This window comes from Arthrobacter parietis (assembly GCF_039530425.1).
GTDB lineage: Bacteria > Actinomycetota > Actinomycetes > Actinomycetales > Micrococcaceae > Arthrobacter_D > Arthrobacter_D parietis.
The window spans coordinates 1,619,185-1,630,535 of the sequence record NZ_BAAAON010000001.1 but is presented as its reverse complement, the minus strand read 5'-3'; the positions used below and the strand labels follow the sequence as shown (position 1 = coordinate 1,630,535).

Annotated in this window: 13 protein-coding genes; 7 read left to right on the top strand and 6 right to left on the bottom strand. The window is 65.8% G+C overall.

All coding sequences use genetic code 11. The features are described 5' to 3' along the window. Position 1: 1 nt before the first annotated feature. From ABFX19_RS07865 to ABFX19_RS07855, 3 genes are all read left to right on the top strand, one after another. Complete coding sequence (locus tag ABFX19_RS07865; protein WP_346028054.1) at positions 2 to 910, top strand: RluA family pseudouridine synthase; 909 nt, start codon at positions 2 to 4, stop codon at positions 908 to 910. A gap of 61 nt (positions 911 to 971) precedes the next feature. After that, a complete protein-coding gene (locus ABFX19_RS07860) occupies positions 972 to 1,679 on the top strand; it encodes a DedA family protein (protein ID WP_277359695.1) in 708 nt (235 codons plus the stop codon). Further along, positions 1,576 to 2,922, top strand: a complete 1,347-nt coding sequence (locus tag ABFX19_RS07855; RefSeq protein WP_346027975.1) for a hypothetical protein — start codon at positions 1,576 to 1,578, stop codon at positions 2,920 to 2,922. The genes ABFX19_RS07860 and ABFX19_RS07855 overlap by 104 nt, the downstream gene beginning before the upstream one ends. Here the strand turns inward: ABFX19_RS07855 and ABFX19_RS07850 are convergent. The 4 genes from ABFX19_RS07850 to ABFX19_RS07835 all read right to left on the bottom strand — a co-directional run bounded on the left by ABFX19_RS07850 (position 2,919) and on the right by ABFX19_RS07835 (position 7,378). After that, positions 2,919 to 3,842, bottom strand: a complete 924-nt coding sequence (locus ABFX19_RS07850; protein WP_277359697.1) for an NADP-dependent oxidoreductase — start codon at positions 3,840 to 3,842, stop codon at positions 2,919 to 2,921. The genes ABFX19_RS07855 and ABFX19_RS07850 overlap by 4 nt on opposite strands. Before the next feature lie 111 nt (positions 3,843 to 3,953). Further along, complete coding sequence (locus ABFX19_RS07845) at positions 3,954 to 5,288, bottom strand: cytochrome P450 (protein ID WP_346027974.1); 1,335 nt, start codon at positions 5,286 to 5,288, stop codon at positions 3,954 to 3,956. A gap of 68 nt (positions 5,289 to 5,356) precedes the next feature. After that, positions 5,357 to 6,562 (bottom strand): acyl-CoA dehydrogenase family protein, encoded by a 1,206-nt coding sequence (locus ABFX19_RS07840; protein ID WP_346027973.1) that lies wholly within the window; start codon positions 6,560 to 6,562, stop codon positions 5,357 to 5,359. A gap of 39 nt (positions 6,563 to 6,601) precedes the next feature. Next, the gene (locus ABFX19_RS07835; RefSeq protein WP_346027972.1) at positions 6,602 to 7,378 is read right to left on the bottom strand and encodes a 3-hydroxyacyl-CoA dehydrogenase; all 777 of its coding nucleotides are present in this window, start codon (positions 7,376 to 7,378) and stop codon (positions 6,602 to 6,604) included. 164 nt (positions 7,379 to 7,542) lie between these two features. Here ABFX19_RS07835 and ABFX19_RS07830 point away from each other — a divergent pair, with 164 nt between their 5' ends. Next, positions 7,543 to 8,640, top strand: a complete 1,098-nt coding sequence (locus ABFX19_RS07830) for a glycoside hydrolase family 76 protein (RefSeq protein WP_346027971.1) — start codon at positions 7,543 to 7,545, stop codon at positions 8,638 to 8,640. On the opposite strand, the gene ABFX19_RS07825 is transcribed toward ABFX19_RS07830, so the two are convergent. Beyond that, a complete protein-coding gene (locus ABFX19_RS07825) occupies positions 8,609 to 9,193 on the bottom strand; it encodes a DUF2238 domain-containing protein (RefSeq protein WP_346027970.1) in 585 nt (194 codons plus the stop codon). The two genes, ABFX19_RS07830 and ABFX19_RS07825, sit on opposite strands and share 32 nt — an antisense overlap. Positions 9,194 to 9,338: 145 nt before the next feature. Here ABFX19_RS07825 and ABFX19_RS07820 point away from each other — a divergent pair, with 145 nt between their 5' ends. Genes ABFX19_RS07820 through ABFX19_RS07810 form a run of 3 tightly spaced genes read left to right on the top strand, consistent with a single transcriptional unit; the run spans position 9,339 to position 10,791 of the window. Continuing rightward, positions 9,339 to 9,800 carry a hypothetical protein gene (locus ABFX19_RS07820; protein WP_346027969.1) on the top strand — a complete coding sequence of 154 codons (462 nt, stop codon included), beginning with the start codon at positions 9,339 to 9,341 and terminating at the stop codon, positions 9,798 to 9,800. Between the two features lies 1 nt (position 9,801). Then, on the top strand, positions 9,802 to 10,023 hold the full coding sequence (locus ABFX19_RS07815; protein ID WP_277359924.1) for a helix-turn-helix transcriptional regulator: 222 nt from the start codon (positions 9,802 to 9,804) through the stop codon (positions 10,021 to 10,023). A gap of 9 nt (positions 10,024 to 10,032) precedes the next feature. Continuing rightward, positions 10,033 to 10,791, top strand: coding sequence for a glycosyltransferase family 2 protein (locus tag ABFX19_RS07810; protein ID WP_346027968.1), 759 nt, complete (start codon positions 10,033 to 10,035; stop codon positions 10,789 to 10,791). Positions 10,792 to 10,798: 7 nt separating this feature from the next. Here the strand turns inward: ABFX19_RS07810 and idi are convergent, their stop codons facing one another. Beyond that, positions 10,799 to 11,341 (bottom strand): isopentenyl-diphosphate Delta-isomerase, encoded by a 543-nt coding sequence (gene idi, locus ABFX19_RS07805; protein WP_277359032.1) that lies wholly within the window; start codon positions 11,339 to 11,341, stop codon positions 10,799 to 10,801. Positions 11,342 to 11,351 lie beyond the last annotated feature (10 nt).

Below are 11,351 nucleotides of genomic sequence, written 5' to 3'. Positions count from 1 at the left end.
GATGCAATCCCCTCTTCCCGTGCGCAACGGCGTGAACGCCACGCGGCTGCGGCTTCCCTCGGAGGGGCCGTGGGATACCGCGCTGGAGTACATCCTGGACCGCTGGAACCACGTGGACCCGGACGGAATTGCCGAGCGCTTTGACCGCGGTGAAGTGGTTGCCCTGGGCGGTGAGCGGCTTACCCGGGCAACTCCCCTCAACGAGCACACGTTCATTTGGTACTACCGGGAACTGCCGGTGGAGAAGCGCCTGCCGGTGGAGCTGAGCATCCTGCACCAGGACGAGAACCTGCTGGTCGTGGATAAACCGCACTTCCTGCCGACGACGCCGGGCGGAATGTATGTGGCGGAGTCGGCTCTGGTGCGGCTGCGGGTGCAGCTGGACCTGCCGGACCTGATTCCCATGCACCGCCTCGACCGGATGACCGCCGGAATCCTCATGTTCTCCATCAACCCGGCAACGCGCGGCGCGTACCAGCTCCTGTTCGAGAATCGCCGCATCCGCAAAGAGTATGAGGCCGCTGCTCCCATCGATCCGTCTTTGGAGCTCGACACTCATCCGCGCACCGTCCACAGCCGCATCGTTAAATCCCGCGACTACCTCCTCGCGCAGGAGGTCCCCGGTGACCCCAACGCGGAAACCAGGGTGCAGCTTGTCGGGGAGCACCACGGCGTGGGCCGCTACCGGCTGCAGCCGCACACCGGGAAGACGCATCAGCTGCGGCTGCATATGGCCGGCCTGGGCCTCGGAATTGTCAACGATCCGTTTTACCCGGTCCTGCAGCCGCAGCAGGAAGACGACTACTCGAAACCCCTGCAACTCCTGGCCCGGCACATCGAGTTTGTCGACCCGCTGTCCTCCCGGCCGGCGTCCTTCACGAGCGGGTTGGAACTGTCTTCGCTCGGGTGAGGTCCCAGAATCTGTGCCGGCAGCCGGTCACGCCTTGGCGTCCCGCTGTAAATTGGTACGGGTGGACCTGTCAACCATTGCCGAGTGGTCCCTCATGATCCATCCGGTCACGCTTCTGGTGGTCATCGCTGACGTTTTCGCGCCCATAATGCCCTCTGAATTCCTGGTCATCGCATCAGGCTCGCTTGCATCCGAGGGCTCAGTGCTCCTTTCCATCGCCCTCCTGACCGCTGCAACCGGCAGCCTGCTGGGGGACCTCGCTCTGTACCTGCTCTTCCGAAAAAAGCTGACACACTGGCTGGACCGCTTCCGCTGGGGCCGCGCCGTCCACCGCGGCATCCGCAACGCAGTCGAGAAGGCGGGCAAGTCCCCCACCTACGCCGGCCTGGTTGCTCTCCGGTTCCTTCCGGGCGGTCGGACCGCGGGTATTGCCGCTGCCGGGATCGCCGAACTGCCCCTGCGGCCTTTCCTGGGATTTGCCGCCGTGGGCGGGGTGCTGTGGTCCATTTGGCTGGTGGGCCTTGGGTACATTTCGGACGTCACAACCGGTTTCCCCATGTGGGCCAGTGCACTTCTGGGAATGGGGGTGGGTACTCTGGTGGGACTGATCATTGCAGCGTTCTTCGCGCTGAAGCAGCGCCGGGAGGTCCGAAAGACACATGAGCATGCCGACTCCGTCCAACCACCGGCTGCCCCAGGCTCCGCCCGTACCGCCCGGGGAGAACACCGAAGCGTCCCCTCCGCGGACCGAGACGAGCAGCGTCCTTGAGCGGCTGAAAGCCGCACAACCGAAGGCGCCGGTTTCCGCCGGAGATGAAAAACCAAGAACGACGACGGCGGCACCGCCGGCCGCTGGTCCTGCTGCGACCGCCGGTCCCACAGCGCCCGCCGGTGCTGCTCCCAGCACAACCCGCACCCCGAACCAGACGCAGGACGACCAGGCGCAAGCACGTGAGAAGGCCCGCGCTGCGGAACTCAGGGCGGCGCGTGCAGAGAAGTTGAAAGCGGCCTCCGCCGCCGCCTCCGCATGGGCCGCCAAGTCAGGGAGACAGACCGCCGCCTGGACCGCGACCACCTCCCGGAGCGCTGCAGCAAACGTTCGGTCGTGGCGGGCTGACCAGGTACGACGCAATCTTGTCACCCTGACGGTGATCGGCGCACTGGTGGGAACCGCGTCCGTGGCCGGGTTCTTCGGTGGAACTGAAATCTGGACCAGTGAACTGCTGCGTCCCGACCTCACACTCGTCTCCCCCAGCCTCAACTCGCTGTACATCTGGGCCTTGATCGGGCTCGGCCTGATCGCCTACACCGTTCACCAATGGCTGCCCGGCCAGGCAGACAGCCCGCGGCACCGCCGGTTGGGCTGGGTGGTCATCGCCGCCCTGTTACTGAATCTTGCGTTGGCCCTCACCATCCAAGCGGAGCTCTACGCACCGAGCCTGATGGTGCACGGCGTGCTGCTCGTCCTGCTCCTGGTGTCGCTGCGCTGGCTGAACCGGTGGTCGGCCGCCACCCGGCTGGAAGGAACGCTGGTCGACGTACCGCTCGGCCTTTTCCTGGGCTGGACGGGCTTCACGGCGCTCAGCCATACCGCGGCGTTCCTGTCCCTTGAGGGGTTTTCCTGGCTCACGGAAAACGAGTTCGCCTGGGCACTTGCGGGCCTCGGCGTCGTCGTCGTGATGGGAAGTGCAGTCTGCTCGATGGACCGCGGCCGCATTGCGGTTGCCCTTGCCCTGGTGTGGGGCCTGGGCTGGATTATCGTGGAGAGGCTCATCGGGGAACCGCAGTCGCTGCCCACGGCCGCGGCGACGGCGCTGGCGGTCTTCCTCGTCCTCATCACCGCCGGATCGCGCCGTCACCGCGTGGACCACTCCTATCGCCGGGCCCTGCGCCGTCACCAGACCGCCAACCTCCCACCGATTGACCTCGCTGATGATGACGACGATGAGTACGAATACGACGACGACCACCACGACGGTGAGGAAGTGCACGGCGGCCCGGCGCGGGCTTAGCCGACCGTGATCGCGATCTTCCCGCGCGTGTGACCCTCCATGTTGGCTGCAAAGGCTTCCGCCGCTCGCTCCAACGGATAGGTCTCGGCAAGCACCGGCTTCACCGTGCCGGCTTCGATCAGGTCAGCAAGCGTGGCGAGGTCGGCAGCTACCGGGCGCACAAAGACGTACCGCCCGCCGTGTTCCTTCACACCGGCGTCGGCAATGGATGCAACGCGCCCCTGCCGGGTGAGGTTGTCCAGTGATGCCTGCCAGTCGTCGCCGCCCACGAAGTCGACGACGGCGCTGACACCGTCCGGTGCAATCTCACGGACACGATCAGCGACACCCTCGCCGTAGGAGACGGGTTCAGCGCCGAGTTCACGCAGGAAGTCGTGGTTCCGCTCGGACGCGGTGGCAATGACGCGGGCTCCGCGGCCACGTGCAATCTGGATGGCGAAAGTGCCCACGCCGCCAGCACCGTTGTGGATCAGCACGGTGTCACCGCTGGAGACGTCCAGCGCGTCCAGCGTCTGCAGTGCGGTGAGGCCGGTCAGCGGGACAGTTGCCGCCTCTGCCCACGAGAGGTTCGCGGGTTTGCGGGAGAGGGTTCGCACCGGCGCGGCGACACGCTCCGCGAAGGTTCCCTGGCCAACGGTGTCCATCCGGACGTAGCCCATGACCTCGTCACCAGCGGAAAATTCAGGAACTGCGGGGCCGGGCTGAACAACGACGCCGGAAACATCCCACCCCGGGATTACCGGGAAGTGCGCGGTGATGGCACCGTCAAGGTAACCCGCCATGACCTTCCAGTCCACCGGGTTGACCGATGCCGCTTTGACCTCGATGAGGACCGTGTCCGGGCCTACCTTCGGTTCCGGCTGGTCACCATACTCAAGGACGCCCGGGTCACCGTACGTTGAATAGAACACTGCTTTCACTGCTGATTCCTTCCATCGGGTACTGAGGACTCACTCGGTGGAACCCCGGACACCCGCGCGTCATTCCAGAATCGAACCGTGCATCGGGTCACAGTAGGTGCGGTAACTTCCTCAACGGTAGGCAGGGGCCGTCGTGAAGCGCAGTGAATAGTTGTCGAGGGTGCCCGGCAACGGTCCGACATTCAGCCGCTCCGCCGACTCCAGCTGCAGCTCCGTTCCGTCCAGAACGTGGGCAAGGAAGGCGCTGGTCAGCATCAACACGAGGTGGCGTCCCGGGCACGCGGCAGGGCCTTCACTGAAGGGAATGAGCGCCCAGTCGCCGTCGTCGTCGTTGTTCAGCCAGCGTTCCGGAGTGTACGCATCCGGCTGGGGGACGGTCCGCTGATCGCGATGGAAAAAGGGAGCGTAGATGAGAACACCGCACTTGGTCGGCATGGTCCCCGCGTCCCAGGACACCTCCCCCGTGGACTGCCGCAGCACCATGGGCGTGGTCGGCCAGAGCCGCAGGGACTCCAGGACACAGGCCCGGAGCCAGGGGAGATACTCCCGCCGTGAGCGGTTTTCGGCGACTTCCCGAAGCGCCCTGGCTCGAACCTCCGGATGCGCCGCCACGGCAGCGAGCGCACGGAACGTTGCCATGCCGGCAGGATCGAAGGCGAACAGCCACTGCGGGATCTGCTCAACCGGCGCGGTGCTGTCCTGTGGGTTCATCCCCGACATCACAGACGCGAGGCTGCCCTGCGGTGCCGCCTGCATCCGATGCCCGACGGCGGCGAGAAACTGTGCGCGCAGTTTCCGTTTGCGGGGCTTCAGAAACGCCCAGTTTCCGTCAGCGCGGAGCTGGGCGAGCATATCCGTGAGTTCCTCGTCATGTGCGGCCGCATCCCCGAAGACCACCCGCCGAACCATCCGGTACCAGGACTGGATGAACTCATCCCAGGTCAACGCGCCGGACCTGCGCACCACGCGCAACAGATCCTCCGCCTCCTCGGCGACGATGGGAAGGAACGACTCCGCCAAGCGGTGCACAGGGCTTCCTGAATCCAACACCTGGTCCTGCAGAGCCCGCCGCACGCTCCGCTCCCTGCCCGAGGAGATGAGGGAGTTCCGCGGCTGGAAGTGCGACAGGGCTGCCTTCTTTTCGCTGCTGGCAGCGGCGAAAGGCTCCGGAGTTTCGGCAAGGATACGGTGCACGTCCCTGGGCTCCAGGACTATCGCCTGTCGGCGCAGCGGCAAGCGGAGGAGAACGGGCGAGGCCGGATACTTCGCCGCCAACTGAGTGAGGGTGGCGACTGCCCGCTCATCGAGGTGCAACTTCTCTGCAAGCGCGACCATCCGTGGCCGCCGGATGATCGGTCCCTTGGCCAGGGTGGGCACAAACACCTTCGACAGGAAGGTTGCGGTTTCCCGGACTGTCAGCTGGGGCAGCGATTCAACAGAGCTCATACTCCACTGTCCCGGTGGATTGCTCACCCTGGCAACCACCACTTCCGCGCTGGCTGCAGCAACAACCGTCAGAGGATCGCAGATACTCCCGTGACCGCACGCCCCACAATGAGGGTATTGATTTCGAAAGAACCCTCGTAGGTGTAGATTGCCTCGGCGTCCGCGAAAATCTTCGCCATCTTGTAGTCCGTCACGATCCCGTTGCCGCCGAAGATCGACCTGCCCATTGCCACCGTCTCCCGCATCAGGGACGACGTGTAGGACTTCGCGAGCGCGGCCTGCGCCATGTCCGCTCCGCTGCGCTGCTCCTGCTGCTGTCCTTCATGCAATTCGCGGTGCGCGTCCTCCTGCAACTGCGCAACCCGCGCCATCATGCCGAGGCTCGCGGTGGTGTTGCCCAGCATGCGCACCAGCTGCTGCTGGATGAGCTGGAAGCTCGTCAGCGGACGCCCGAACTGATGGCGTTCGACGGCGTAGGCACGCGCAGCGTCGAACGCCGCCAACTGCTGGCCCACCGCCTGCCAGCCCACCAGGATGCGGGAACCGCGCAGCAGGTGCTTGGTGTCAGTGAAAGTGTTGATCCCTGCGAAGCGGTCTGCTTCTGACACCCGGACGTTGTCCAGGATGATGTCCGCGTTCTGCACCGTCCGCAGCGCAATCTTGTTTTCGATGGCCGTCCGGGTAACCCCGGGCAGTGTTGCGTCCAGGATGAAGCCCCGCACGGCGCCGTCCGCGGTGTCCCGCGCCCACAAGAGCATGTAGTCGCAGAACGTTCCGTTTCCAATCCAGCGCTTTGCGCCGTTCAGGATCCAGGTGTCCCCGTCCCTCGTTGCGGTGGTTCCCATGCCGCCCGCCACATCGGACCCGTGCTGGGGCTCGGTGAGGGCAAAGGCACCCGTGATGGTGAGGTCCATGGCATCGTTCAGCAGCCGTGCCTTCTGATCCTCTGTCCCGAACTCGTGCAAGGCCTCAACGAAGAGATCGTGATGCACCATGAAGAACGTTGCCAGCGACGTATCGGCCCGGGTGAGTTCGGCGATGACCATGCCGCTGAACAGGTAGCTGTACCCCTGTTGGACCGGCGTACTCAGGTTCAGGGCGGCAAGTTTGGGCAGCACCTCCAACGGAAATTCCGCTCGGTTCCACCAATCGGTGGCGAACGGCGCCACTTCCTTGGCGAGGAAGTCCCGCACGTCCTGCAGCTTCGCCCGTTCGGCGTCACTGAGCAGGGACTCGAATCCGTAGAAGTCTGCGGATGGGAGGCTGCTCTCCATTGAGCTGTCCTTTCGGGTGTTCTCAGAAATCAAGAGGATCTACTTCGGTGCCATGCGGATGGCACCGTCAAGCCGGATGGTCTCGCCGTTGAGCATCTGGTTCTCAACGATGTGCGCAACCAGCGAAGCGTATTCGGTGGCCTTGCCGAGCCTGGATGGGTGCGGCACCTGCTTTCCGAGGGAGTCCTGGGCCTCCTGCGGCAAGCCGGCCATCATGGGGGTTTCGAAGATGCCCGGTGCGATGGTCATGACGCGGATGAAGGACCGCGCGAGTTCACGCGCGACGGGCAGGGTCATCGCCGCGACAGCACCCTTGGACGCGGAGTAGGCAGGCTGGCCGATCTGCCCGTCGAACGCCGCGACGGATGCCGTGTTGATGATGACCCCGCGCTCGTTCGTGCCGGTCGACGTCTGTACCGGCTCGGTGGCTACCATGGCGGCCGCCGCCAGCCGCAGCACGTTGAAGGTGCCGATCAGGTTGATGCTGATGACCTTGTTGAACTGCTCCAGCGGCAGCACGCCGTCCCTGCCCAGTACCTTGCCGGGCGTTGCCACTCCTGCGCAGTTGACAACAATTCGTAGCGGGCCCCGCTCAACCGCCGCGTCCACCGCGGCCTGAACCTGTTCCTCGCTGGTCACGTCAGCAGGAACAAACCGCGCCCGCGCCCCCAGCGACAGGGCAAAATCTGCGCCATCCGACTGCGGAAGATCCAGGATCACCACTGATGCGCCGTCGTCATACAGCCGCTGCGCCGTCGCCCGGCCGAGCCCGGACGCTCCGCCGGTCACCAGGGCTACCGTTCCTGCACACTCCATGACATCTCCTTTGCGTCGGGGGTCGATTCGAGGGGTGAGTCGAAGACTCAGCTGCGAACACTCCTTCGAGCCTACTGTGATGCAGCACACCGCAGCATCCACCGGCCGCCGCACTGTGCATAGTGCTCAAACATAAGGACGACGGCGCCCTTTAGGGTGGCTCTATGCCCACAGAACTGCCCGCCGAGAAACTCCCTGAAGAACATCGGGAAGCACAACTGCGCGCCGCAGCAGCCGCCGCGTCCGTCCCCGCGGCCTTCGGCCACCGGCTGCTCGGCCTGCCCGGAACGCACCTCGCGCAGGTCAATCTCCCGAACCGGAGCACAGTTCCGTGGCACTACTGGTGGCAGGCGCACTATCTCGATTGCCTCCTCGATGCGGCGGAGCGCGCAGACATCACCCATCACGACGACGGCGCCGCTCACCGCACGCGCGCTCGCCGCCTCCTGCGCACCATCCGCCTGCGCAACGGCGGGCGCTGGAGAAACAGCTACTACGACGACATGGCCTGGCTAGCCCTCGCTGCCCTGCGCTCAGCCGATATCGCAGGCACCAGACCGCTTCCCACACTGACCGCGGCCCTGATCTCAGCACACACTTCAGACCTCGGCGGCGGCCTCTTCTGGAACACATCCCGCGATTTCAAGAACACCCCGGCTACGGCCCCGGCGGCGCTCTACTTCGCACGCATCGGGCGGAAGGACGAGTCGGCACAATTGGTGGACTGGCTCTTCGCCCGGCTGCTGGATCCGGCAACCGGGCTCCTCTTCGACGGCATCCGCATGCCCGGCGAACGGCTGGTCACCGACCTCTACACCTACAACCAGGGCCCGGCCCTCGGCGCTTTGCTGGCCCTCGGAGACCAACGAAGCCTTGACCGCGCCAGCGGCCTGATCACCGCCATAGCAACCCACCTCGTCCAGCCGGACGGCGCCCTGCGCACCCACGGCGGCGGCGACGGGGGCCTGTTCACGGGAATCCTCGCCCGCTACCTTGCGCTCGCGGCGGTTTCACCGCACCTGCCGGAAGCAACCCGCACAATCGCCCGCACCCTGATCACGACGACGGCGCGCGCCCTGTGGGAGGGGCGCACGGAGCGGGAAGCCGGCGGCCGCCGTCGTCGTACTGTCCTGGTCTTTTCTGCCGCGCCGGGAGCTTCGGCCGGTAAGGGCCCAATGGAGCTGTCCACGCAGCTTCAGGCGTGGATGATTTTCGAAGCCGCGTGGCAGGTTACTGGTAGGACCGGACGCGCGGGCGGCTGAGTGCTACGAGCAGGATCCCCGCCGCGAGTGACCCGAGGGTGGCAACGGCGAGGTCGCCCATGGTGTCCGCATAGGTTACGTAGATGTCCTCGGTGACCCAGGCATCACCGGCCCACTCGGCGAATTCCCACAGGACGCTGAGCGCCATGCCGAGGAGCACCACCTGCAGCACCACACCCACGCGGTTCCGGCGTCCGTGGCCGGCGGCGGGCAAGACCTGCAGGTGCGATCCAAGCACGTACGCCATGCCGGCCACCGGCCCGGTGCAGACGCAGTGCACCAGCAGGTCCCACCAGGCAATAAGTTCGTACACATTCAGGACGCTGCTCCAGCATGCGAACAGCAGCGCGCATCCGTACACCGCATCGAACACCGGGTGCGGACGGGCATAGCGGGACAACGTGAGGCCACCGAGCGCGAGGAAGAACACGGCGACGTCCACCGGCCCCCACCAGAACACCATCACGATGGTGCTGAGTGCGGCTGCAGCCCGCACGCCGTCCGCTGCGACTTCGGCGTGCGTGGCCGGCCGTCGGATGAGGTCGGCGATCATGAACTCAAGCCTACTGGCCGCGTTGCGCGCTGTGCGTGAGGCCTTCCAAAGCGCCCCTGCCTGGCAGTGAATGGCGCTTGACAGTAGACAGCGTGTAAAGCAAGCTTGTCATGTCAAGCAAGGTTTACATGATGGAGAGGAACCAATGCACGATCAACAGGTACGCACACCGTGGGGCACCACAAAAAGGGGCGGTTTCCCAGCACTGGGGGTAGCTATTCCCGCCGGGCTGGCGCTAGCGGCAGCGCTCGGGGTGGTGGCAGCTGCAATGGGCGTCACCGAGTCCAATCCGATGCTTGGCGGCGTGGTCTTTGCCCTTTGCCTGGCCCTGCCCTTGGTCGCCCTCGTCTACGCCGTCGTGGTGGACCGCGGCACCATCAAGGGTGCCGCCGACCGGCCGGAGGAATCCGTTGAATCCGGGTGGTATGACCGTGCGGCCGCCGGCGCATTCACCGACCTCATCCTGCTCGCCGGAGCGGGCGCGACCATCCTTGCGTTCATCCCCGCAAACTTTCCCGTCGACCTCAAGCTCGTCCTTCCCGCTGTTGTGCTCGCCTGCTTTGCCTCCTTCGGCATCCGCTACCTGGTCCTCCAACGCAAGGGCTGATGTGCGCAACTCTGTCCACGATTCCCGCCAGCGGTTGGCGTGGTCCCAACAGCGGCTCGCCGATGAACTGGGCGTCTCGCGACAAACCATCATCTCCATCGAACGCGGCCGGTTTGATCCCTCCCTGCCGCTGGCATTCCGGCTGGCCGCGATCTTCGGCTGCACCATCGAGGATCTCTTCTTCCCTGGAGACGACACCGAAAGAACTGCAGGCGGCGGCTAGGATCAGCACATGCCGTCCCTGTCCGTGGTGATCCCCTGCAAGGACGACGCCGGTCCGCTGACTCGCTGCCTTGAAGCACTCGCCGAGCAGACAACGGCCCCGCTGGAGGTCATCGTGGTGGACAACAATTCCATCGATGACAGTGCGGAGGTGGCTGCCCGGTTCGGTGCCCGCGTGCTGAGGGAGCCGGCGCCCGGAATCGCTGCTGCTGCCTCCGCCGGCTACGACGCCGCGCTCGGCAGCATCATTGTCCGCTGCGACGCGGACACGCTCCCGCCGGTTGACTGGCTTCAACGCATCGCGGACCGTTTTGACGCGGAACCCGACCTCGCCGTGCTGACCGGTCCCGGGAACTTTTACGACGCCGGACCCCTCCGTGCGTGGCTGGCCAACCTTGCTTATATGCAGGCGTACTTCGTCTCCATGGGGCTCGCCATGGCCCACTGGCCGCCGTTCGGCTCGAACTGCGCCTTCCGGCGCGCGGACTGGGAGAGCGTGCGTTCACGGATCCACCGTCTGGACCCGGAGGTGCACGACGACGTCGACTTCGGCTTCGCGCTCGCCCCCTCCAGACGCACGGCCTACGACCGGTCACTCAAGGTTGGGATTTCCGCCCGCTCATTGGCGGGCGGCACTGCCGGCCGCCGCCGTTTCCGCCGCGCGTTCCATACGCTGGCCCTGCACTGGCGGGTGGCACCGCCGTGGGAACGCTGGGCCTGGACGCTGCACCAGAACCGGGAGCGCCGTCGTCGGGCACTGAGCTCGTGACCAGCCCTCAGGCGGAGGCAGGGAACCATTCCGGATAAAGCAGCGGAAGCTGCAGGGTCAGCCACGGGCTGAAGGCCCAGGGTGCGGCGGCAACGGCCGCGGTGAGCTGCAGCGGGTCCGCCCACTGCACCTGCATCACCTCGTCCTCGCGGGGGTTCACCGGGGAAACCGCGCGTGCCGTGTAAACGGGGCAGATCTCGTTTTCCACCACGCCCGAGGCATCCACCGCCCGGTACCGGAAGTCCGGAAGCCGTAGCTCAATCAGATCAAGGCGCAGCCCCAGCTCGTGGTCCGCGCGGCGCGCCACGGCATCCTCGGTTGCCTCACCCGGGCCCGGGTGGCCGCAGAAGGAGTTGGTCCACACGCCCGGCCAGGTGCGCTTGGACAGCGCGCGGCGCGTGAGGAGGATGCGGCCGGCGTCGTCATACACGTGCGTCGAGAAGGCCAAGTGCAGCGGGGTGGAGGTCGAATGGACCGTCGCCTTGTCCGCCGTGCCGACGGGCGTTCCGTCGTCAGCCGCCAGGACAACCAGCTCTGCGGTGCGGTTCATTTCCCTCCAA

Excerpts from the sequence above, each read along its gene's own strand:
- ABFX19_RS07865 (WP_346028054.1), top strand. The coding sequence starts at position 2 with ATGCAATCCCCTCTTCCCGTGCGCAACGGCGTGAACGCCACGCGGCTG.
- ABFX19_RS07855 (WP_346027975.1), top strand. The coding sequence starts at position 1,576 with ATGCCGACTCCGTCCAACCACCGGCTGCCCCAGGCTCCGCCCGTACCG.
- ABFX19_RS07845 (WP_346027974.1), bottom strand. The coding sequence starts at position 5,288 with ATGAGCTCTGTTGAATCGCTGCCCCAGCTGACAGTCCGGGAAACCGCA.
- ABFX19_RS07840 (WP_346027973.1), bottom strand. The coding sequence starts at position 6,562 with ATGGAGAGCAGCCTCCCATCCGCAGACTTCTACGGATTCGAGTCCCTG.
- ABFX19_RS07835 (WP_346027972.1), bottom strand. The coding sequence starts at position 7,378 with ATGGAGTGTGCAGGAACGGTAGCCCTGGTGACCGGCGGAGCGTCCGGG.
- ABFX19_RS07830 (WP_346027971.1), top strand. The coding sequence starts at position 7,543 with ATGCCCACAGAACTGCCCGCCGAGAAACTCCCTGAAGAACATCGGGAA.
- ABFX19_RS07825 (WP_346027970.1), bottom strand. The coding sequence starts at position 9,193 with ATGATCGCCGACCTCATCCGACGGCCGGCCACGCACGCCGAAGTCGCA.
- ABFX19_RS07820 (WP_346027969.1), top strand. The coding sequence starts at position 9,339 with ATGCACGATCAACAGGTACGCACACCGTGGGGCACCACAAAAAGGGGC.
- ABFX19_RS07810 (WP_346027968.1), top strand. The coding sequence starts at position 10,033 with ATGCCGTCCCTGTCCGTGGTGATCCCCTGCAAGGACGACGCCGGTCCG.
- idi (WP_277359032.1), bottom strand. The coding sequence starts at position 11,341 with ATGAACCGCACCGCAGAGCTGGTTGTCCTGGCGGCTGACGACGGAACG.